The following is a 22,194-nucleotide window of genomic DNA, read 5'->3' on the forward strand; positions in this document are numbered from 1 at the left end:
CCCCTCTGGAGAGGAGAAGACGCGGTGGACGCCGAGCTGACCAACAAGAGCCGGGACGCGCTGAACGCGGCCACGAGCAGGGCCGTCAAGGACGGCCACGCCGACCTGACCCCCGCCCACCTGCTGCTGGCCCTCCTCGCCGGCGAGGACAACGAGAACGTCATCGACCTGCTGGTGGCCTCCGACGCCGACCAGGCCGCCGTACGCGCCGGCGCGGAGCGGCTGCTCGCCGCCCTGCCCAGCGTCACCGGCTCCACGGTCGCGCCCCCGCAGCCCACCCGGGAGCTGCTCGCCGTGCTCGCCGAGGCCGACGGGCAGGCCGGCAAGCTCGGCGACGAGTACCTCTCCACCGAACACCTGCTCATCGCCGTCGCCGCCAAGGGCGGCGCGGCCGGCGAGCTCCTTTCCACCCAGGGCGCGACGGCGAAGAAGCTGCTGGCCGCATTCGAGAACGCACGAGGAGGACGGCGGGTGACCACCCCCGACCCCGAGGGCCAGTACAAGGCCCTGGAGAAGTTCGGCACCGACTTCACGGCAGCGGCGCGCGAGGGCAAGCTCGACCCGGTCATCGGCCGCGACCACGAGATCCGGCGCGTCGTGCAGGTGCTCTCGCGCCGCACGAAGAACAACCCGGTGCTCATCGGCGAGCCCGGCGTCGGCAAGACGGCCGTCGTCGAGGGCCTGGCCCAGCGCATCGTCAAGGGCGACGTCCCCGAGTCCCTGAAGAACAAGCGCCTCGTCGCCCTGGACCTCGGCGCCATGGTCGCGGGCGCCAAGTACCGCGGTGAGTTCGAGGAGCGGCTGAAGACGGTCCTCGCCGAGATCAAGTCGAGCGACGGCCAGATCATCACCTTCATCGACGAGCTGCACACCGTCGTCGGCGCGGGCGCCGGCGGCGACTCCGCCATGGACGCGGGCAACATGCTCAAGCCCATGCTGGCCCGCGGCGAGCTGCGCATGGTCGGCGCGACCACCCTCGACGAGTACCGCGAGCGGATCGAGAAGGACCCGGCGCTGGAGCGGCGCTTCCAGCAGGTGCTGGTCGCCGAGCCGTCCGTCGAGGACACCATCGCGATCCTGCGCGGGCTCAAGGGCCGCTACGAGGCGCACCACAAGGTCGTCATCAACGACAGCGCGCTCGTCGCCGCCGCGACCCTCTCCGACCGGTACATCACCTCCCGCTTCCTCCCCGACAAGGCCATCGACCTCGTCGACGAGGCCGCGTCCCGGCTGCGCATGGAGATCGACTCCTCGCCGCTGGAGATCGACGAGCTCCAGCGCGCGGTGGACCGGCTGCGGATGGAGGAGCTGGCGCTGAAGAACGAGTCCGACCCCGCCTCGCTCGAACGCCTCGACAAGATCCGCAAGGACCTCGCGGACAAGGACGAGGACCTGCGGGGCCTCACCGCCCGCTGGGAGAAGGAGAAGCAGTCCCTCAACCGGGTCGGCGGGCTCAAGGAGCGGCTCGACGACCTGCGCGGGCAGGCGGAGCGGGCCCAGCGCGACGGCGACTTCGACACCGCCTCCAAGCTGCTCTACGGGGAGATCCCGGCCCTGGAGCGCGAGCTGGCGGAGGCCACCGAGGCCGAGGCCGAGGCGTCCAAGGCCGGAGGGGGCAAGCACAGCATGGTCAAGGACGAGGTCGGACCCGACGACATCGCGGACGTGGTGGGCGCCTGGACCGGCATCCCGGCGGGCCGCCTGCTCGAAGGGGAGACCCAGAAGCTGCTCCGCATGGAGGACGAGCTGGGCCGCCGCCTGATCGGCCAGGGCGAGGCCGTACGGGCCGTCTCCGACGCCGTACGCCGCACCCGCGCCGGAATCGCCGACCCCGACCGCCCGACCGGCTCCTTCCTCTTCCTCGGCCCGACGGGCGTGGGCAAGACGGAGCTGGCCAAGGCCCTCGCCGACTTCCTCTTCGACGACGAGCGGGCCATGGTCCGCATCGACATGTCGGAGTACGGCGAGAAGCACAGCGTGGCCCGCCTGCTCGGCGCCCCGCCCGGCTACGTCGGCTACGAGGAGGGCGGCCAGCTCACCGAGGCGGTGCGCAGGCGCCCGTACTCCGTCGTCCTGCTGGACGAGGTCGAGAAGGCCCACCCCGAGGTCTTCGACGTCCTGCTCCAGGTCCTGGACGACGGCCGCCTCACGGACGGCCAGGGCCGCACCGTGGACTTCCGCAACGCCATCCTGGTCCTGACCTCGAACCTGGGCAGCCAGTTCCTGATGGACCAGACGACCTCGGCCGAGGACAAGAAGGCCAGGGTCCTGGACGTGGTTCGCGCCTCTTTCAAGCCGGAGTTCCTCAACCGCCTGGACGACCTGGTGGTCTTCTCCGCCCTGAGCCGGGACGAGCTGGCCCACATCGCCGAGCTCCAGATCGGCCGCCTGGCCAAGCGGCTGGCCGACCGGCGCCTGACCCTGGACGTCACGCCCGCGGCCCTGGCCTGGCTGGCCGACAAGGGCAACGACCCGGCGTACGGAGCCCGGCCGCTGCGCCGCCTGATCCAGACGGCGATCGGCGACCGCCTGGCGAAGGAGATCCTCTCCGGCGAGGTCCGGGACGGCGACACGGTACGGGTGGACGTGGCGGGCGAGGACCTGCTGGTCGGCAAGGCCCTGTAGCGGCCGGTCGGGCGGGCGAGCAGCAGGCCCCTGACCGGCTTCCGAACGCTCACATCTCCCCCCTTGCCGGGCGCACCCCCTGTCCGCCCGTGGCGGATCGTGGCCGTCGGGCTGGACATGGGGTGGGCGGGATGGGGGAGGATGCAGTTATCCGCACGAAGGGAAGTACACGGTGAGCATCGACCCGGCCTCGATTCCGAACTTCGGAGGGCAGCAGCCCGAACCGCAGGCCACAGGACCGGCGGGCCCCGTCGTCCCCGACCAGGATCTGGTCAAGCAGCTGCTGGAGCAGATGGAACTCAAGTACGTCGTCGACGACGAGGGTGACCTCGCGGCGCCGTGGGAGGACTTCCGCACGTACTTCATGTTCCGCGGCGAGGACGAGCAGCAGGTCTTTTCCGTGCGGACCTTCTACGACCGTCCGCACAAGATCGACGAGAAGCCCCAGCTTCTCGAGTCGATCGACGACTGGAACCGCCGCACCCTGTGGCCGAAGGTCTACAGCCACACCCACGACGACGGCTCGGTCCGTCTGATCGGTGAGGCGCAGATGCTGATCGGCACCGGCGTCAACCTGGAGCACTTCGTGTCCTCCACGGTCAGCTGGGTCCGCGCCTCCATCGAGTTCGACAAGTGGCTCGTCGAGCAGCTCGGTCTGGAGAAGGAGATCGACTCCACCGAGGGCGACGACGAAGGCAACGGCGACAACAACTAGCCGTTACAGCGGCACGCGGGCCACCAGCAGCAGGTACAGCCCGTAGCCGTAACCGAGCCCGGCCACCACCGCGGTCACCACGACCGCGGTGCGCGGCCGGGCTCTCGCCATGACCGCGGCCAGCGGCAGGAGCAGCGGGAAGGCCGGCAGCAGGAAGCGCGGCTTGGACTCGAAGAAGCCGGCCCCGCCGTAGGTGATCACCATCAGTATCGCGGTGTACGCGAGCAGCGGCAGCGGGGTGCGGTCCAGCACCAGCAGCATCGCCAGGAGCCCGGCCACCGCCAGCAGGACCACCGTCACGGTGGTGGCGAGCGGCACGTGCCCGCCGGTCAGGACCTGCTCCGCCGAGCGCAGCGCCCCGCCGCCGAAATCGAAGCGGGAGCCCCAGCTCCGCTGCACGGCGAAGTAGCCGCCGAAGGGGTCCTCCACCTTCATCCCGACGGCCACGACGTACGCCGCCCAGCCCGCCGGAGCCACCAGCCCGGCCACCCACACCTCGGGCGCGCGAGACCTGCGCACGACGATCGCGTACAGGGCCATGGCAGACACGGCGGCCGCGACCGCGAGCCCGGTGGGCCGGGTCAGCCCGGCGAGCACGGCGAGGCCCGCGGCCCACAGCCAGCGGCCGCGCAGCAGGGCGTAGAGCGCCCAGGCGGCGAAGGCGGCCAGCAGCGGCTCGGTGTAGGCGAGGGTCAGCACCACCGCGTGCGGCAGCGCCGCCCACAGCCCCACGAGCAGCAGCCCGGCGCGCGGACCTATCACCCGCTCCCCGACCCGGTAGATCCCGACGGCGGCCACCGCCGCGGAGACCCAGGCGACGAGCAGCCCGGCGGGGACCAGCCCGCCGGGCAGTATCTCGGAGACGATCCGTATCAGCGTCGGGTAGAGCGGGAAGAAGGCGTAGTCGCTCTGCACGTACCCGGTGCCGGTGAGCGGACTGGGCGACATCACGGTCCGCCCGTAGCCGTTGGCGGCGATCCCGAGGTACCAGACCGAGTCCCAGGACTGCCCGAGAACCCGCAGCGGATCCCGTCCGGCCCACCAGGACCCGAGGGCGAGGACCAGGACCCCGACCCCGCGCACGGCCGCGAAGACCCCGAGTGCGATCACCGTCGTCGGCGCGGCCGACCGTACGGCCCGTACCGCGCGCATCTCCAAGGGCGACGCGGACACGGTCGCTCTGCCCGTTGCCATCTATTCCGACACTCCAGCTCTCGGTGAGTCCGCCCACCGGGTGGTGAGGGCTTCGGGCACGTTCAGACGGTCAGCTTCACACCGGCCTCAGTCACCCCGCAAGCACGCACGGCGCCCGACACGGCCGCGCCGCCGCTCAGAGCAGCCGCAGCCGGGCGGCGGCCTCGCGCAGGACGTCCTCGCGCTTGCAGAACGCCCAGCGGACCTGGGTGGCGCCGGCGGACTTGTCGTCGTAGAAGACCTGGTTCGGGATGGCGACCACGCCGCAGCGTTCGGGGAGGGCGCGGCAGAAGGCCAGGCCGTCCTTCTCGCCGAGGGGGGTGATGTCGGTGGTGATGAAGTACGTGCCCTGCGGGCGGAAGACCTCGAAGCCGGCCGCCGTGAGGCCGTCGGCGAGGATGTCGCGCTTGGCGGCCAGGTCGGCGCGGAAGGCGTCGTAGTACGTGTCGGGGAGGGCGAGGGCCTCGGCGATCGCGTACTGGAAGGGGCCGGAGGAGACGAAGGTGAGGAACTGCTTCGCCGAGCGGACCGCCGTGACCAGCTCCGGGGGCGCCGTGACCCAGCCGACCTTCCAGCCCGTGAAGGAGAAGGTCTTGCCGGCCGAGGAGATGGTGACGGTGCGCTCGCGCATGCCCGGGAGGCCCGCCAGGGGGGTGTGGGCGCCCTCGAAGACCAGGTGCTCGTACACCTCGTCCGTGACGACGAGCAGATCGCGCTCCACGGCGAGGGCGGCGACGGCGCTCAGCTCCTCGCGGGTCAGGACGGTGCCCGTCGGGTTGTGCGGGGTGTTCAGCAGGAGCAGGCGGGTGCGCGGGGTGACGGCGGCGCGCAGTTCGTCCAGGTCGAGGGCGAAGGCTCCGGCGTGCGGGCGCAGGGTGACGGGGACGCGGACCGCGCCGGCCATCGCGATGCAGGCCGCGTACGAGTCGTAGTACGGCTCCAGGGCGATGACCTCGTCACCCGGTTCGAGGAGGGCGAGGAGGGCGGCGGCGATGGCCTCGGTGGCGCCGGCCGTGACCAGGACCTCGGTGTCGGGGTCGTAGGAGAGCCCGTAGAAGCGCTGCTGGTGGGCGGCGATCGCGGTGCGCAGCTCCGGGACGCCGGGGCCGGGCGGGTACTGGTTGCCGCGGCCGTCGAGGACGGCGCGGGAGGCCGCCTGCGCGATCTCCGCCGGACCGTCGGTGTCGGGGAAGCCCTGGCCGAGGTTGATCGAACCGGTGCGGGCGGCCAGCGCCGACATCTCCGCGAAGATCGTCGTGCCGAAGGCCGCCAGGCGGCGGTTCAGGAAGGGGCGGTCGCTGCTCACGGGTGCGCTCATGGGCGCCATCCTGCGGGCAACCTCTGGACTTGCTCAAGTGTGCTTTGGGCCGCGTGGCCCGAGGGCATCCCCCCTTCACGCGGGACGCGGGGATCCCGACCCCCGGGGAGACCGGGGCGTGAGAAAGGGGGCGGACGTGGAGTACGGCTTCGTTGTGCTGGGAGTGCTGGGCGTCACGTTCGTGGTCATGCTGCTGGTGCGCTGGGGCGGCAGCAGCGGATCGTCCGGCCACTCGTCGGGCAGCAGCAGCTGGTGGGCGGGCGGCGGGGACAGCTCGTCGGGCTCGTGTTCGAGCGGATCGTCCTGCGGCGGATCGTCTTCATCCTGCGGTGGCGGGGGGTGCGGCGGTTCCAGCTGACACGGGGCAGCCGGCACCGTCCGGACGAGGGCGCTTGACGGTCCGTTTTCCGTCGGGCGCCCTCTGGTCCGCCCGTGCATCACGACGCGCGGGACGCAACATCTTGAACACCTGAACTGCGGAGCCCCCGGGGGGATGTAAACCCCGTCAAGTTGGGTAAAAACGCTGTGAGTGCCGTGCCTTTCATGATTCCCTCGGTTGAGTAGACCAGTCCTCGGACCACCCCCCTGGACTTCCTGTGGACCCGTGCCGGTGTCCCCCCACCCGTTGACTACCGCTGGCGGGCCCCGGCCCATCTCCCTCGCGCGTTTGCGGAGCCGACTCATGCTCACGACCCTCCAGACCTCGTACACCGACACGCGTGCCGCCGACCTCGCCTGGGCCCTGGGCCGGGACCGGCTGCCCGCCCTGGCCGTACTGCACCTCGAACTGTCCGGCGCGAAGGTCGAGTTGCGCCTGCTCGGGGCCTCCCATCAGGTACTTCTGGAGGAGGGCGAGGTGCTCTGCTCGGAGACGGTCGCCTGCATGCCCGGCAGCCGGACGCCGCTGCCGCTCGGAGTGGCCAAGCGGGTGGGCGACTGGGAGTACGAGTTCGCCGCGCGGGTCGAGACCCTGTCCCGGGGGTCCTTCGCGGGGCGGGCGCAGGAGTTGCTCGCACTGGTGGCGGACCACCCGAACGGACTAGCGGGCACCTTTCCCGGCAGCCCGCACGCCTTCACCGCCATGCTCGCGCAGCGCTACGAGGGACAAGTGCGCTGGCGGACCTGGCACGCGTACCCGCAGGAGGGGCAGCTCGTGGCCACCAGGACGCGGGTCGGGGTGCGCACGGCAGCCGCGGCCGCGGCCGCCGTGGAGTCCCCCGCGCTGCTCTAGGGGGTGTCCTGTCGATGCCCGGCGCACCGGCGCGCGACCGTCCGCGATGCGGCTACGCCAACTGGCCTAATCAGTACGCCACTTGCACCCATGTGGGTGACCGGATGCAGGTAAGCGGTGACGTACGGTTCGCTGCATGATCGACCGTTCCGTCCCGCGCCGGGTGCTCCCGGCTCCGGAGCCCACGGGCAAGGAGACCGTCCCGGCCGCCCTGCCCGTACGGCCCCGGACCGGCCGACTCCTCGTCCTGGCCACCGTGTTCGTCTGCGCCGCCTGCGGTCTCGTGTACGAACTGGAGCTGCTCGCCCTCGGCACCTACCTGATCGGCGACTCGGTCACGCAGGCGTCGGTCGTGCTGTCCGTCATGGTCTTCGCCATGGGCGTCGGCTCCCTGCTCGCCAAACGCCTCCGCCACCGGCCCGCCTTCGGCTTCGGCGCCATCGAGGCCGGCCTCGCCCTCCTCGGCGGGCTCTCCGCCATGGCGCTGTACGCGAGCTTCGCCTGGCTGGGGGAGTCCCGCCCCGCGCTCGTCGCCTTCTCCTTCGCCATCGGGGTGCTCATCGGCGCGGAGATCCCGCTGCTGATGGCCCTCATCCAGCGCATCCGCAGACAGGACGCGGGCGGGGCCGTCGCCGACCTGTTCGCCGCGGACTACGTGGGCGCCCTCGTCGGCGGCCTCGCCTTCCCCTTCCTGCTGCTCCCGATGCTCGGCCAGCTCACCGGCGCCGTGCTCACCGGCACCGTCAACGTGGCCGTCGGCGGCGGGCTGGTCCTGTGGCTGTTCCGCCGCGACCTGAGCCGGCGCTGCCGCTGGCTGCTGATCGCCGCGAACGTGACCGTCCTGGCCGTGCTCGCCTCCGCGACCGTCCTCGCCGACGACTTCGAGCGGGTCGCCCGGCGCGCCGTCTACGGCGAGGAGGTCCGGGTCGCCGTCCAGACCGAGCTGCAGGAGCTGGTGCTCACCGGCCCCTCGACGGGCTCCCCGCGCTCCCTCGACCTGTACCTCGACGGGCGGCTGCGGGTCAGCGGCTACGACGAGTACCGCTACCACGAGGCCCTGGTCCACCCCGCGATGACCGGCCCGCACGCGCGCGTCCTGGTCCTCGGCGGCGGCGACGGGTTGGCCGCCCGTGAGGTGCTGCGCTACCGGGACGTCGCCTCCGTCACCGTCGTCGAGATCGACCCCGGCGTGGTCCGGCTCGCCCGCACCGACCCGATGCTCTCCGCCCTCAACGCCGGGGCGTACGAGGACCCGCGCCTGGCCGTCGTCAACCAGGACGCGTTCCGCTGGCTGCGGGGGCCGGCCGCCGGGGGCCGGTTCGACGTCATCGTCTCCGACCTCCCCGACCCGGGCATCACCCCGAGCACGAAGCTGTACTCGCAGGAGTTCTACGGGCTGGCCGCGCGGGCCCTGCGCCCCGGCGGCCGGATCGCCGTACACGCCGGGCCGCTGGCCACGCGGCCCCGTACGTACTGGACCGTCGACTCCACCCTGCGCGCGGCCGGCCTGCTGACCGCCCCCTACAGCGCGGGCGGCCGCCTCTCCGGCTTCGCCGCCGGGCCCGACCGCAGCCCCCTCGGCGCGACCGGCGCACCGGCGCAGGACTGGGGCTTCGTCCTGGCCGCCCGCGACCAGGTCCCCCCGCTGCACGTGGACCGCGACACGCCGGGGCTGCGCTCGCTGTCGACCCGCTCCCTCCAGGACGCCGCGCGGGACGCGGAACGCACCCGGGTGCCCGGGCTGCCGCCGTCGACGCTGCCGCACCCGCGATATTCCTGACCCGGCAACCTGACCCCCCGGACACCTCCCGATCGGTAGGCTCGACCGCATGGAGCATCAGGTGTTCGTTCCGGTACCGGCAGACGATCTCCGCGCCGTGCTGCGCGACCCGGCCCGGGTGGCGCGCTGCGTGCCGGGATTCCAGCAGGACGCCGACACCGAGGCGGGGCCGCTCGCGGGCCGGCTGAAGGTCCGGGTCGGCGGGAGCACCGTGACCTACCGGGGGACCCTGGCCGTCACCGAGCGGGACCCCGGCCACTTCACCGTCGACGGTGAGGGCGCGGAGGTCCGGGGGAGCGGGACCGTGACGTTCTCCCTGGACCTGCGGCTGGCCCCGGCGCCCGAGGGCGGGACCCGGCTGGACTTCACCGCCGGGGCCACCGCCGACGGGCGCGCCGCCGCGTTCGCCCCCGAGGCCGCGGCCACCGCCGTGCGGCGGCTGCTGGAGCGGGCCGCGGAGCAGCTGACCGCCCGGTCGGCCGTCAGCGATCCGGTGGCCGATGCGGAGGACGCGGAGGACGCCGGTTTCATCGACGACGACATCACCGAGGTGACGGCTCCGCTGTTCGAGACCGACGTGCCGCCGCCGTCCCTGGACCCGTTCCTGGCCGACCGATTCGAGGACGTCGACGGTGGCCCGCGGCCCCCGGCCGAGGCCGCCCACGCCCGCCGCACCATGATCGGCCGCAGCGCGGAGGAGGTCGACCACGCGCCCCCGCGCGGCCGTTACGCCCCGGTGCCCGCGCCCGCCGCCACCACCGCCGGCGACAACCTGCGCTGGATCGCCCCGGCGGCCGCCCTCGCCCTGGCCTCAGCCGTCGTCATCGGCCGGGCCCTGCGGCGCCGCCGCTAGTCGGTGTCGGGGGCGGCGCGTCCGGTGGATCACCGATCGGCGGGACACCCCCTAATCTCCACCGTATGACTACGCAACTGACGGCCGGCGGTGCCGAAATGACCGTCGACCAGGAGAACGGCTGCCGGATCGGCAGCCTGCGCATCGACGGGACCGAACTGCTGCGCCAGGGGCCCAAGTACGGGGCCTTCCCGATGGTGCCGTGGTGCGGCCGGATCGAGAACGGCCGGTTCCGCGACGGCGCGACCCTCCATCAGATGCCGGTCAACCACCCGCCGCACGCCCTCCACGGCTTCGGCCGCGACGCGCCCTGGCGCCCGGCCGGAGCCACCACGACCGAGGCGGCCTTCACCTACGACCTCGTCGCACCGTGGCCGTACCCCGGCCGCGTCACCCAGGTCTTCGCGCTCGCCGAGGACTCGTTGACCCTCACCATGGGCGTCGAGACGTACGGGGACTCCTTCCCGGCCCAGGCCGGCTGGCACCCCTGGTTCCGGCGCGACCTGGGGGCCGGCAGCGGAGACGTGGAGATCGACTTCGACCCCGCCTGGCAGGAGGAGCGCGGCGCCGACCACCTCCCCACCGGCAACCGCATCGACCCGAAGCCCGGCCCCCGGGACGACTGCTTCGGCATGCCGCAAGGGGTCGACGTCACCCTCACCTGGCCCGGCGCGCTGGAGCTGAAGCTCACCAGCCGGGCCGAATGGGTGGTCGTCTACGACGAGGAGCCCGAGGCGGTCTGCGTGGAGCCGCAGTCCGGCCCGCCGAACGGGCTGAACACCCTTCCGCGCCTGGTCACCCCCGTGGATCCGCTGGAGATCTCCACGACGTGGACCTGGCGGCGGCTCCGCTAGACCCGAAAGACAGGCCCTAAGCTCGGGACCATGACTGACGTACGCGATGCGCTTCTGCAGCAGATCAAGGACAAGGCCGTCGTGCACGGCAAGGTGATCCTCTCCTCCGGCCGAGAGGCCGACTACTACATCGACCTCCGCCGGATCACGCTCGACGGCGAGGCGGCCCCCATGGTCGGCCAGGTCATGCTCGACCTGACCGCGGAGCTCGACTTCGACTGCGTCGGCGGTCTGACCCTGGGCGCCGACCCGGTCGCGACCTCGATGCTGCACGCGTCCGCCGCCCGCGGTCAGCGACTGGACGCCTTCGTCGTCCGCAAGGCGCAGAAGGCGCACGGCATGCAGCGCCGCATCGAGGGCACCGACGTGAAGGGCAAGCGCTGCCTGGTGGTCGAGGACACCTCGACCACCGGCGGGTCCCCGCTGACCGCCGTCGAGGCGGTCCGCGAGGCCGGCGGCGAGGTCGTCGCCGTCGCGACGATCGTCGACCGCGGTGCGGCCGGCGCCATCGCCGAAGCCGGTCTCCCGTACCTCACGGGCTACCTCCTCGAGGACCTCGGCCTGGCCTAGGCCCCCTCGTCCGGGGCCCGGACCGGTCACCGGCGGAACTGGTGACCAAGGTCCTCCGGAGCCCCGAGGGAGGCCTTGACCTGGTCTTTTCCCAACGGCTGGGATGTTTCACGTGAAACATCCCAGCCGTTCGGACCGCACTGTGGGACGGGCAGGGTGGAGTGTAGGGCGGAGTCTGGAAAGATAGGCGCGACGATGACGTCGCCCCCAGGTCAGGGCCCGCAATAAGCACACTCCCCGCACATCCAAGGAGCGGACAGATGCCCATCGCAACCCCCGAGGTCTACAACGAGATGCTCGACCGGGCGAAGGCAGGCAAGTTCGCCTACCCGGCCATCAACGTGACCTCCTCCCAGACCCTGCACGCTGCGCTGCGCGGCTTCGCGGAGGCCGAGAGCGACGGCATCATCCAGATCTCCACCGGTGGTGCGGAGTTCCTGGGTGGCCAGCACAACAAGGACATGGTCACCGGCGCGGTCGCCCTGGCCGAGTTCGCGCACATCGTGGCCGCCAAGTACGACATCACGGTCGCGCTGCACACGGACCACTGCCCCAAGGACAAGCTGGACGGCTACGTACGTCCGCTCCTGGAGGTCTCCGCCGAGCGCGTGGCCCGCGGTCTGAACCCGCTCTTCCAGTCGCACATGTGGGACGGCTCCGCCGAGACCCTGGCCGACAACCTGGCCATCGGCCAGGAACTGCTCGCCAAGGCCGCCGCCGCGAAGATCATCCTTGAGGTCGAGATCACCCCGACCGGCGGCGAGGAGGACGGCGTCAGCCACGAGATCAACGACGAGCTCTACACCACCGTCGACGACGCGCTGCGCACCGCCGAGGCCCTCGGCCTGGGCGAGAAGGGCCGCTACCTGCTGGCCGCCTCCTTCGGCAACGTCCACGGCGTCTACAAGCCGGGCAACGTCGTCCTGCGCCCCGAGCTCCTCAAGGACCTCCAGGCGGGTGTCGCCGAGAAGTACGGCAAGGCCTCCCCGTTCGACTTCGTCTTCCACGGCGGCTCGGGCTCCACGGCCGAGGAGATCGCCACCGCGCTGGAGAACGGCGTCGTGAAGATGAACCTCGACACCGACACCCAGTACGCCTTCACCCGCCCGGTCGTGGACCACATGTTCCGCAACTACGACGGTGTCCTGAAGGTCGACGGCGAGGTCGGCACGAAGTCCAAGTACGACCCCCGCACCTGGGGCAAGGCCGCCGAGGCCGGCATGGCCGCGCGTGTCGCCGAGGCGTGCGCGAACCTGCGCTCCACGGGTACCAAGCTGAAGTAGTCGGCCCGAGGCAGACTGCGTGGAAGGGCCCGGTCCCCGTCTCACGACGGAGGCCGGGCCCTTCCGCGTCACCCCGACGACGTCCGGCGAGGCCTGACGTCGTCGTCGGTGGACGGGGTATTCGCGATGCTGTGGACTGCACCCGGCGGTAGGTCGCCGGGGCGTGGAGAGGGACGGGTGCACATGAGAGCCGAACGACCGCAGGCGAAGCAGGACCGCGCGGTGCGGACCCGCCGGGCGATCCTCGAAGCCGCCGCCGTGGTGTTCGAGGACCGCGGGTACGACGCGGCCAAGCTGACGGACATCGTCAGGCTCGCCAAGGTCACCAAGGGCGCTCTCTACTTCCACTTCGACTCGAAGGAAGACCTGGCACAGGCCGTCATAGACGCGCAGGTGAGCATGCACGCGCCGTTCACCCCACAGGAGTTCAAGGCGCAGGAGTTCGTCGACATCGGCATGATCTTCTCCCACCGCCTCCGGCACGATGTGCTGATGCGCGGCAGCGCGCGCCTCACCCTGGAGCAGAACGGCAGGGAGCTGGACCGCGCGGCGCCGTACCAGGGGTGGATAGAGATGCACACCGCCTTGATGGCGGAGGCGAAGGAGCGCGGCGAGCTGCTCCCGCACGTGGAGCCGTCGGGGCCCTCGCGGCTGGTGGTCGGGGCCTTCGCGGGGCTCAACGTCATGTCGCAGACGCTCGGGCTCGAACTGGACCGGGAGGTCTCGGCGCTCTACACGAGCGTGTTGCCGAGCATGGTGGTCCCGGCCGTGGCCTCCCGGCTCGACACCGCCCCCGGCCGTGGCGCCAGGGCGCTGCACGGCTCGAACGGGGCGGAGCGGTGCGACTGTTCGAGCCCGCCGGGCCCCGAGTCCGCGGAGACGGCCGCCGCCGGCTGACGCAAAGGGGCCGGGGGAGCCGGGCGAGCCGAGGGAGCCGAGGGGTTGGGGGAGCCGGGCGAGTCGGGCGAGCCGGGCCGGCCGTTCCGCACCGTCCGCAGCGTCGCGGGGACGGTGACCCGCCCGGGCTACGACACTCCGCGGCCCCGCCGGGCGGCCCCAAGGCTCCGCCGGGCGGCAGCGGCCCGGCAGACTGGGGGCATGTCCATTCACCAGAACCTGCTCGGGGGCCCCGCCCCCACCCACCTCCCCGACGAGCCGGGCCGCGAGGCCATCGCCGCGGGTACCCCCGCCGTCGAGGTGGCGGCCGCGCACCCCACCTCCTCCCTCGCCTGGGCGATCCTCGCCGACGAGGCCTTCGCCGCCGGCCGCACGGTCGAGTCGTACGCCTATGCCCGTACGGGCTACCACCGCGGCCTCGACGCCTTGCGCCGCGCCGGCTGGAAGGGCCACGGCCCGGTGCCGTGGGAGCACGAGCCGAACCGCGGCTTCCTGCGCGCCCTGCACGCGCTGGCCCGCGCGGCCGGGGCGATCGGCGAGAAGGAGGAGTACGAGCGCTGCTCGACCTTCCTGCGCGACTCGTCCGAGACGGCGGCGGACACGCTGAGCGCCTGAGTCCGTACAGCGTGGAGTGACGCATTCCGGAAATACTGTGGTCTGCGTCACTCACCGCTGGAGCCCCGCCGCGCCGGGGTCCTATGATGCGGGCAGGGGACCGGGGCTCCACTCACCTCACGGAAGGAGCGGACCGCTACCCGGAAGCACGTGTCGAGGAGACAGCGATGTCGAACACCCTTGATGCCTCCGGAGTCGGCGGGTCGGACACCCCGAACCTCGACTTCGACGGCACGACCCCGTACGAGGACTACGTCCAGGCGGACGTCCTCACCCACCTCCAGCACCTCCGCTCGGACGACCCGGGCGAGATGGTCTTCCTGGTCACGACCCAGGTCATGGAGCTGTGGTTCACAGTCATCGTCCACGAGTGGGAAACCGCCGCGAAGGCCCTGCGCGAGGACCGCATCCCGGTCGCGATGGATGCGCTGAAACGTTCCCTCCGTGAACTCGAGGCCCTCAACGCCTCCTGGCGCCCGCTCGCCCAGCTCACCCCGGGCCAGTTCAACGCCTACCGCTCCGCCCTCGGCGAAGGTTCCGGCTTCCAGTCGGCCATGTACCGCCGGATGGAGTTCCTGCTCGGCGAGAAGTCCGCCTCCATGCTGGTCCCGCACCGCGGCGCCCCCCGCGTCCACGCGGAGCTGGAGAAGGCCCTCCACGAGCCGAGCCTCTACGACGAGGTCCTGCGCCTCCTCGCCCGCCGCGACCTCGCGGTCCCGGCCGCCGTCCTGGACCGCGACCTCTCGCAGCGCTACGAGCCCTCGCCCGAGGTCGAGGCCGTCTGGACGGGCCTCTACGCCACCCCGGACGAGCACCTGGACCTGCACCGCCTCGGCGAGGTTCTGACGGACGTCGCCGAGCTCGTCTGGCGCTGGCGCAACGACCACCTGGTCGCCACCCGCCGCGCGATGGGCGCGAAGACCGGCACGGGCGGCTCGGCCGGGGTGACCTGGCTGGAGAAGCGCGCGACGAAGAACGTCTTCCCGGAGCTCTGGACGGCGCGCAGCCATGTCTGAGACCTTCCGCGCAGCGGACCTCCGGAACCGGGCTGCCGACCTCGACGCGGCCGACGACCTCGCCAAGCTCCGCGAGCGCTTCACCCTCCCCGAGGGAGTCGTCTACCTGGACGGCAACTCCCTCGGCGCGCTCTCGGTGGGAGTCCGCGACCGCCTCGCGCTGGTCGCCTCCCACGAGTGGGGCGAGCTCCTCATCCGTTCCTGGGACGAGAGCGGCTGGTGGACCGCCCCCGAGCGCATCGGGGACAAGATCGCCCCCCTCATCGGTGCGGCCGCGGGCCAGATCGTCGTGGGCGACTCGACCAGCGTCAACCTCTTCAAGGCCCTGGTCGCCGCCGCCCGCCTCGCCGGCCCGGGCCGCACCCGGCTCCTGGTCGACGCCGCTACCTTCCCGACCGACGGCTACATCGCGCAGTCGGCGGCCCGGATGACGGGTCTGACCGTCACCCCGGTGGACCCCGCGCACGCGGCGGAGGCGATGGACGCGGACACCGCCGTGGTCCTCCTCAACCACGTCAACTACCGCACCGGCCGTCTCCACGACCTCCCCGGCCTCACCGCGGCGGCCCGCGCCGCCGGTGCGATCACGGTCTGGGACCTCTGCCACTCGGCCGGGGCCCTCCCCGTCGGCGTCGACGAGCACGCGGTCGACTTCGCGGTCGGCTGCACGTACAAGTACCTCAACGGCGGCCCGGGCTCCCCCGCCTACCTGTACATAGCCGAGCGCCACCAGGCCGACTTCGATTCCCCGCTCCCCGGCTGGACCGGGCACGCGGACCCCTTCGGGATGACCCCGGCCTACGAGGCGGCGCCGGGTGCGACCCGCGGTCGCGTCGGCACCCCGGACATCCTGTCGATGCTGGCCCTGGAGTCGGCGCTGGACGCCTGGGACGGGGTTTCCATCGAGGCCGTACGGGCCAAGTCGCTGGCCCTGACCGACTTCTTCCTCGAATGCGTGGCGGCGTACGTCCCGCAGGGCAAGGTCGAGTCGGTCACCCCGGCCGAGCACGAGCTGCGCGGCAGCCAGGTCACGCTGCGCACCGAGAACGCCCGCGAGGTCATGCGGGAGCTCATCTCCCGGGGCGTCATCGGCGACTTCCGTCCGCCGGACGTGCTGCGCTTCGGCTTCACCCCGCTCTACGTCGGTTTCGCCGACGCCGAGCGCGCCGCGCGCACACTGGGTCACATTTTCGGGTGACTCCGTAGCGAAACGTCACATCACCGGGCGGGCGGGGCTACGGCTCCGTCCGCCCGGTCACATCCCGGACCCCGCACGGAAGGTCCTGTTCCAGACTGATACGGTCCCGCTCTGCCGGAACACCGGAACATCTGTCCCCGCTGTCCCACGCGTTACCGAGAGGTTGAGCCGATGACGGACCCCGCCGCAGTGGAACGGGACGCCGCCGAGGCCGCCTCGGCCTTCTCGCACCCGGCCGCCCGGCCGGATGCGGCCGCCGCCTACGGGGAACACCCCGACCAGGTCGTCGAGTTCTACGCCCCGCGCGGTGAGACCCGGGGTCCGGCCCCGCTGGTGGTGGTCCTGCACGGCGGTGCGTGGCGGGCCCCGTACGACCGTCAGCACATCACGCCCTTCGCGGACTTCCTGGCCCGGCAGGGTTTCGCCGTCGCGAACGTCGAGTACCGGCGCGGGAGTTCGGTGCCGCACCAGGGCGCGGACGGACCGGTCGCCGGCCGCTGGCCGGAGACCTTCGACGACGTGGCCGCGGCGATGGACGCCCTGCCGCGGCTGGCCGCCGCCGCGCTGCCGCAGGCCGACGTCCGCCGCGTCGTCGTCACCGGCCACTCGGCGGGCGGGCACCTCGCGCTGTGGGCCGCCGGCCGGCACGTGCTCCCGTACGACTCCCCGGCCGGGTGGCGGCTGCCCTCCCCGCCGATGCTGCGCGGGGTGGTGGCGCTGGCCCCGATCGCGGACTTCGCGGTGGCGGAGGAGCTGGGCGTGTGCGGCGGCGCGAGCGCGCAGCTGCTGGGGGGCGCGGAGTTCTTCGCGGGCCGCCTGCCGTACGCGGATCCGGCGGCGCTGCTGCCGACGGGGATCGCGACGACGGTGGTGCAGGGGCAGGACGACATCGTGGTGCCGCAGGGGGTGGCGGAGTCGTACGTGTCCGCCGCCGCCAAGGCGGGGGAGATGGTCGGCCTGACCCTGCTGGCCGGGGTCGGCCACTTCCCGCTGATCGACCCGGCGGCGGACGCGTGCGCGGTGGTGGCGGAGGAGATCTCGCAACTGGCCTGGTAGCGGCCCGCGGACCGGTCGGCTCCTCCTCGCCGTGCGGTCAGTCGCGGACCGCGTCGCCGTCGAGGACCGCGTCGATCTCCACTTCGACGAGCCACTCGGGATCGATGAAGGCGGAGACCTCGATGAAGGTGGTCACCGGGCGGATCGAGGAGAAGCGCTCGCCGTGGGCGCGGGCGGACTCCTTCCAGCGCGTGATGTCCGTGAGCATGATGCGGGTCCGTACGACGTCTTCCAGCGACGCCCCCGCTTCGTTCAGCGCGCGTTCCGCGATGTCCAGGCACCTCACCGTCTGGGCGTGGACGTCGCCCCGGCCCACGTTCTTCCCGTCGTCCCCGATGGGCGCGGTGCCGGCGACCGCCACGTACGCGCCCTTGCGGACGGCGCGTGAGAAGCCGATCTGCGGTTCCAGGGGAGACCCCGAACCGACTGTCTGTCGAGTGCGTTCCATCGCGCCATGTTGCCAGAGAGGTGGGACAAAACGCGCCAACTGTCCACGGCAGAAGGGATATCGGGTGATCGTCCAGCGGGGACCTATGTAGTCTGTGCGAGTCAATCCTGAGCGTGTTCAAAAAATGGGGGGGCCGGTGCGTAGTCGCCGTCTCGTAATTTCCGTTGCTGTCATCGCGGCCACCGTCGGTCTCATACCGGGCCTGGCCCAGGCCGACCCGATCACGTCGAAGGTCCCGGGGGTGACCGTTCCCGACGTGAAGCTGAGCAAGGACGCGGCGAACATCAAGACGTTCAAGAGCCCGGCCGAGCGCTCGGTCCGCCGGGCCCTGCCCGCCGGCAAGGCCGGGGCCGTCGCCTCGCAGGCCGCCGGGAACCCGGACCTGGCCATCGTGCTGAACGCGGCGAGCACGACCGCGCACGCGCTGGACCTGGAGACCCAGGTCATCAGCGCGGACGCCTCGCTCAACGTGACCATCGCCTGGGGCGACGGCACCACGGACCAGGCCGACCCGTTCGGCTCTGCCATGCTGAAGCACAGCCACACGTACGCGGAGCTCGGCGAGTACACCATCAAGGTCACCGTGACGGACCCGGTGAACCAGGCCGAGGTCGTCAACGAGTTCACGGTCATGACCGCGGGGTCGGACTTCACCCCGTACGCCCCCACCCGCCTCCTGGACACCCGGGACGGCACCGGCGCGGTGCGGGGCAAGGTCGCTCCGTACGGTTCGACCCGTGTGAAGGTCGGCGGCAACGGCGGGATCCCGGCCGGGGTCACCGCCGTCGCCCTCAACGTCACGGTCACCAACACCACCAGCGGCGGGCACATCACGGCCTTCCCGGAGGGCACCGAGCGTCCGACCTCGTCGAACGTCAACTTCGAGGCGGGCCAGACCGTCCCGAACCTGGTGATCGTGCCGGTCGGCAAGAACGGTTACGTCGAGCTGGCCAACCAGGGTCCGCAGTCGGTCGACCTGATCGCCGACGTCACCGGCTACTTCACGCGGACCGCGTCCAGCGGCTACACGCCGATGACCCCGGCCCGCTTCGTCGACACCCGCGAGGGCCTCGGCACGGCCAAGGCCAAGGTCAAGGGGCGGGGGGTCATCGCCACCTCCATCAGCGGCCTGAACGGCGTGCCCCACGGCATCAAGGCCGTGGCGCTCAACGTGACCGTCACCAACCCGGAGCAGGCCGGTCACCTGGCCGTCTTCCCGGGCGGCGGTCCGATCCCGACCGCGTCCAACCTGAACTTCACGGCCGGTCAGACGGTCGCCAACTCGGTGATCGTGCCCGTCGCCCCCGACGGCAGCATCAACATCTTCAACGGCGCCTGGTCCCCGACCGACGTCGTCGTCGACGTCGTCGGCTACTACAGCCTCGACAGCAAGGCGGCCTTCATGCCGCTCAAGCCGGCCCGCCTGCTCGACACCCGTGACCCCGCGCACTGGGCACACGGGCCCCTGAGGGGCCGCGGCTACGTCTACATGGGGCTCTCGCCCGACGAGGTCGGCATCGACGGGTACGTGCTGAACACCACGGTGACCAACACGGCCGGCACCGGCTTCCTGTCGGTCGCACCGGACCCGAACCGGCTGGACGCGTACAAGAACGGCACCGCGGTCTTCCCGCCGCGCCCCGGCTCCTCGACCCTGAACTGGACGACGGGCAAGACCGTCCCGAACCTGGTCCAGGCGAGCTCCGGCAACAACGGCGTCGTCGACTTCTGGAACCAGGGCTACAACACCACCGACCTGGTCGTCGACATCTTCGGTTACTACGAGAGCAGGTGACCGAGTAGCCGCGTGACCGCGTGACCGCGTGACCGCGTGATCGAGCAATGCGGGCAGCGCCCCGGGGAGGTTTCCCCGGGGCGCTGTGTCATCGTTCCGGCTTGCCGCCCGGGGCGAGGTGGTCCACCAGTTCGGCCAGGTCCTCGCAGACCTGCTCGATCCTGAGCCGGACGTTGTTCTGCTCGGTGACGAGCGCCGACAGCAGCAGCCCGGTCAGGGCCGCCGCTCCGTTGAGGGCCTGGAGGTTCACCATGATCTCCAGGAGGCTGTGGCCGGCGAACGGCCCGGCGCGGTCGGTCGCCGCCGAGATCGCCAGGACGGACACGAGCAGGGCGCAGGGCGCACTGCCGGCGTGTTGGAAGCGCACGGCCGCCCAGATCAGCAGCGGGAAGACGAGGAACAGCACCGACAGGGAGCTCCGGGTCGCCACGAGGGTCACGACGACGGACGTGACCACCAGCGCCGCCGCCTCCACACCCCGGTAGCCGTCCCGGGGCAGCCGGGCCCTGCGCAGGACGAGCAGCAGCGGGGTCAGGACGAGTACCCCCATCGCGTCCCCCGCCCACCAGGCCGACCACACCGGCCAGAACCGGCTCCACGGCAGGTCACCGGTGAGGACGAGGGTCGAGGTGCCACCCGTGGCGCTGATCAGCATCGGCAGCAGCCCGCCCAGGAAGACCAGCGCCAGCGCGTCCCGCAGCCGGTCCACCTCGGCGCGGAAGCCCGCCCGGCGCAGCATCAGGTACGCGCAGACCGGCGCGAGGGTGTTCCCCGCGATGATGCCGATGTCGGGGAGGTCGAATTCACTGATCCGCTCGATGGCGAGGTACGTGCCGAGGGCGATCCCCGGCCAGATCCGCAGGCCCAGCCAGAGCAGGGAGGCGAGGGCGATGCCGGTGGGCAGCCACAGGGGCGTGACCTCCGCGCCGTCGACGACCACGCGCTGACGCAGGCCGAGCCGCCCGGTCGCGTAGTAGGCGATGGCGACAGCGAGGATCGGAAGAAGGACTGCGGGAAGACGTCGCCATTCCTCGGTGCGCACCACAGCATCAGACAACAGCCCCGCGTCCGGGCGGGGAGTGACACGCGCTACGGGGATCCGGGTCCGGGTGCGGGTGCGGGTCCGGCCGCGTCGTGGCTGAGGACGAGCACCGCGGCGTCATCGGCGTGGCCGGTGGAGTCGGCCACCTTCATCACCTCGGCGGCGAGCTCGTCGGGGTCGGTGCCCGCCGCCTCCCTCACCACGCGGGCCACGCGCTCCAGCCCCACCTCGATCGGGAACTTCGGTCCTTCGACCACGCCGTCGGTGAGCAGGACGATCGATCCCGCCTGCGTCAGCCGCCGCCGGGTCACCGCGTACCCCGACCCGGGCAGCAGGTTCAGCGGCAGCCCGCCGTCGTCCTCCGTGATGCCGTACCGGCCGTCGACCGTGGCCCAGACCGAGGGCACATGGCCGGCCCGGGCGCTCTCCAGCTCACGGGTGTCCGGATCGAAGCGGAGCAGGCTACAGGTCGCGAAGAGCTCGTGGTCCATCGAGAGCAGCACCTCATTGGCCCTGCTCAGCACCTCGCCCGGATCGACGACCACGGCCGCCACGGCGCGCAGGCAGATCCGGACCTGCCCCATGAAGGCGGCCGCCTCGACATCGTGCCCCTGGACGTCGCCGATGCAGAAGGCGAGGGCGCCCTCGGGCAGCCGGAAGCCGTCGTACCAGTCGCCGCCGATGTCCAGGCCGTGCCGGGCGGGCGAGTACCGGGCCGCGGTGTGCAGTCCCGGCGCGACGGGCAGCGAGGCCGGCAGCATCTCGCGCTGGAGGGCCTCGGCCAGTTCCACCCGGGCCTGCTGCAGCTCCACGCCCTGCCGCGCCTGGGCGGTGAGTCGCCCGAGCGTGGACAGCAGGTCGGCGCTGGCCACCCGCGGGGGACGGCGCGGGGTCATGGAACGCTCCGAAGTGCATCCATCCGTCCGTCCCTGCTTCCGCTGCGCGAAAGGACCGTGCCCATCATATTTCCGGCCACCCGGAAACCGCCCGCCGAGGCGGTCCCCGGGCCGTCCCCAGGCGGTCCCCGGGCCGCCGCGTCGAGCCGTCTGGGGGTCGTCGGTCGTCAGTCCCACTGCTGGTCGGCCAGCGAGCCGACCGGCTGCGGCTTGCCGATGACCGCCAGGGCGATGAAGAAGTTGATCTGGCCGATCGCGATGGTGAGGGTGGCCAGCGCCTTCTCGTCGTAGTGCTTCGCCACCTCGGCGTACAACTCGTCGGAGACGCGCTCCCTGCCGTGCGGGGCGGGCTGGAGGGTGGCCTCCACCAGGGCGAGGGCGGCGCGCTCGGGCCCGGTGAAGTAGGGGGCGTCCTGCCACGAGGAGACGGCGGTGATGCGCTCCTCGGACTCCCCGGCCTTGCGGAGGAAGCCGGTGTTCAGGATGGTCAGGTAGGTGTTGCCGACGATCTGCCCGGCGCGCAGGTGGACGAGGCTCATCGTGGTGCGCGGCACGGAGCGGTTGCCCGTGGCCCGGAAGAGGGCGGCGCTGATGTCGGCGAGCTCGGGGACGAAGTCGCCCGGGTTGGGCATCCGCGAGATCGAGGTGTTCGTCATGGCTGCTCTCCTTCAGGTCTGTTGTCTACACAGCACTGACGGATGGGCGCGCACGAATGTGACCGGGATCGGGAAATTTGTTTCGCGGGTCGTCGCGGGGTCGTCGCGGTACGCCGAAGGGGCGACCGGCGCGGGTGCGCCGGCCGCCCCTT

General features: G+C 72.0%; 20 protein-coding genes. 14 read left to right on the forward strand and 6 right to left on the reverse strand.

Translation table 11 applies throughout. The features are described 5' to 3' along the window. The first annotated feature begins 24 nt into the window (after positions 1-24). Together clpB and ACZ45T_RS20675 are read left to right on the forward strand one after the other, a co-directional pair. Positions 25-2,625, forward strand: a complete 2,601-nt coding sequence (gene clpB / locus ACZ45T_RS20670) for an ATP-dependent chaperone ClpB (protein WP_468443280.1) — start codon at positions 25-27, stop codon at positions 2,623-2,625. Between the two features lie 172 nt (positions 2,626-2,797). After that, positions 2,798-3,340: a type III secretion system chaperone family protein gene (locus ACZ45T_RS20675; protein WP_468443282.1), complete on the forward strand. Its 543-nt coding sequence runs from the start codon at positions 2,798-2,800 to the stop codon at positions 3,338-3,340. Between the two features lie 3 nt (positions 3,341-3,343). Here the strand turns inward: ACZ45T_RS20675 and ACZ45T_RS20680 are convergent, their stop codons facing one another. Both ACZ45T_RS20680 and ACZ45T_RS20685 read right to left on the reverse strand, forming a co-directional pair. Further along, positions 3,344-4,534, reverse strand: coding sequence for a hypothetical protein (locus tag ACZ45T_RS20680; protein WP_468443284.1), 1,191 nt, complete (start codon positions 4,532-4,534; stop codon positions 3,344-3,346). 136 nt (positions 4,535-4,670) lie between these two features. Next, positions 4,671-5,861, reverse strand: a complete 1,191-nt coding sequence (locus tag ACZ45T_RS20685) for a pyridoxal phosphate-dependent aminotransferase (protein ID WP_468443286.1) — start codon at positions 5,859-5,861, stop codon at positions 4,671-4,673. 673 nt (positions 5,862-6,534) lie between these two features. Between ACZ45T_RS20685 and ACZ45T_RS20690 the strand changes: the two genes are divergently transcribed. From ACZ45T_RS20690 to ACZ45T_RS20740, 11 genes are all read left to right on the forward strand, one after another. Then, the gene (locus tag ACZ45T_RS20690; protein ID WP_468443288.1) at positions 6,535-7,083 is read left to right on the forward strand and encodes a DUF2617 family protein; all 549 of its coding nucleotides are present in this window, start codon (positions 6,535-6,537) and stop codon (positions 7,081-7,083) included. A gap of 136 nt (positions 7,084-7,219) precedes the next feature. Beyond that, positions 7,220-8,863, forward strand: a complete 1,644-nt coding sequence (locus ACZ45T_RS20695; protein ID WP_468443290.1) for a polyamine aminopropyltransferase — start codon at positions 7,220-7,222, stop codon at positions 8,861-8,863. A gap of 49 nt (positions 8,864-8,912) precedes the next feature. Further along, a complete protein-coding gene (locus ACZ45T_RS20700; RefSeq protein WP_468443292.1) occupies positions 8,913-9,716 on the forward strand; it encodes an SRPBCC domain-containing protein in 804 nt (267 codons plus the stop codon). A gap of 65 nt (positions 9,717-9,781) precedes the next feature. After that, a complete protein-coding gene (locus tag ACZ45T_RS20705) occupies positions 9,782-10,570 on the forward strand; it encodes an aldose epimerase family protein (protein ID WP_468443294.1) in 789 nt (262 codons plus the stop codon). A gap of 30 nt (positions 10,571-10,600) precedes the next feature. Beyond that, a complete protein-coding gene (gene pyrE, locus ACZ45T_RS20710; RefSeq protein ID WP_468443296.1) occupies positions 10,601-11,140 on the forward strand; it encodes an orotate phosphoribosyltransferase in 540 nt (179 codons plus the stop codon). A gap of 260 nt (positions 11,141-11,400) precedes the next feature. Then, positions 11,401-12,423 (forward strand): class II fructose-bisphosphate aldolase, encoded by a 1,023-nt coding sequence (gene fbaA / locus ACZ45T_RS20715; RefSeq protein WP_360902484.1) that lies wholly within the window; start codon positions 11,401-11,403, stop codon positions 12,421-12,423. 183 nt (positions 12,424-12,606) lie between these two features. After that, positions 12,607-13,320, forward strand: coding sequence for a ScbR family autoregulator-binding transcription factor (locus tag ACZ45T_RS20720; RefSeq protein ID WP_468443298.1), 714 nt, complete (start codon positions 12,607-12,609; stop codon positions 13,318-13,320). Between the two features lie 201 nt (positions 13,321-13,521). Beyond that, positions 13,522-13,935: a DUF3151 domain-containing protein gene (locus ACZ45T_RS20725; RefSeq protein WP_468443300.1), complete on the forward strand. Its 414-nt coding sequence runs from the start codon at positions 13,522-13,524 to the stop codon at positions 13,933-13,935. Positions 13,936-14,102: 167 nt separating this feature from the next. Further along, positions 14,103-14,951, forward strand: a complete 849-nt coding sequence (locus ACZ45T_RS20730; protein ID WP_468443302.1) for a tryptophan 2,3-dioxygenase family protein — start codon at positions 14,103-14,105, stop codon at positions 14,949-14,951. Next, positions 14,944-16,149: a kynureninase gene (gene kynU / locus ACZ45T_RS20735; RefSeq protein ID WP_468443304.1), complete on the forward strand. Its 1,206-nt coding sequence runs from the start codon at positions 14,944-14,946 to the stop codon at positions 16,147-16,149. The genes ACZ45T_RS20730 and kynU overlap by 8 nt, the downstream gene beginning before the upstream one ends. A gap of 171 nt (positions 16,150-16,320) precedes the next feature. Further along, entirely contained in the window at positions 16,321-17,205 is an 885-nt protein-coding gene (locus tag ACZ45T_RS20740) for an alpha/beta hydrolase (RefSeq protein ID WP_468443306.1), read from the forward strand. Positions 17,206-17,242: 37 nt separating this feature from the next. On the opposite strand, the gene ACZ45T_RS20745 is transcribed toward ACZ45T_RS20740, so the two are convergent. Beyond that, positions 17,243-17,653, reverse strand: coding sequence for a RidA family protein (locus tag ACZ45T_RS20745; RefSeq protein ID WP_468443308.1), 411 nt, complete (start codon positions 17,651-17,653; stop codon positions 17,243-17,245). A gap of 136 nt (positions 17,654-17,789) precedes the next feature. On the opposite strand from ACZ45T_RS20745, the gene ACZ45T_RS20750 reads away from it, so the two are divergent. Further along, positions 17,790-19,448, forward strand: coding sequence for a PKD domain-containing protein (locus ACZ45T_RS20750; RefSeq protein ID WP_468443310.1), 1,659 nt, complete (start codon positions 17,790-17,792; stop codon positions 19,446-19,448). An 88-nt stretch (positions 19,449-19,536) separates the two neighbouring features. On the opposite strand, the gene ACZ45T_RS20755 is transcribed toward ACZ45T_RS20750, so the two are convergent. The 3 genes from ACZ45T_RS20755 to ACZ45T_RS20765 all read right to left on the reverse strand — a co-directional run bounded on the left by ACZ45T_RS20755 (position 19,537) and on the right by ACZ45T_RS20765 (position 22,042). Continuing rightward, the gene (locus tag ACZ45T_RS20755) at positions 19,537-20,493 is read right to left on the reverse strand and encodes an MASE1 domain-containing protein (RefSeq protein ID WP_468443488.1); all 957 of its coding nucleotides are present in this window, start codon (positions 20,491-20,493) and stop codon (positions 19,537-19,539) included. Positions 20,494-20,537: 44 nt separating this feature from the next. After that, entirely contained in the window at positions 20,538-21,386 is an 849-nt protein-coding gene (locus tag ACZ45T_RS20760; protein WP_468443312.1) for a PP2C family protein-serine/threonine phosphatase, read from the reverse strand. A 167-nt stretch (positions 21,387-21,553) separates the two neighbouring features. Further along, entirely contained in the window at positions 21,554-22,042 is a 489-nt protein-coding gene (locus ACZ45T_RS20765) for a carboxymuconolactone decarboxylase family protein (RefSeq protein WP_468443314.1), read from the reverse strand. Between the last annotated feature and the right edge of the window lie 152 nt (positions 22,043-22,194).

The sequence above is a fragment of the Streptomyces sp. NPDC030995 genome, from assembly GCF_055571215.1.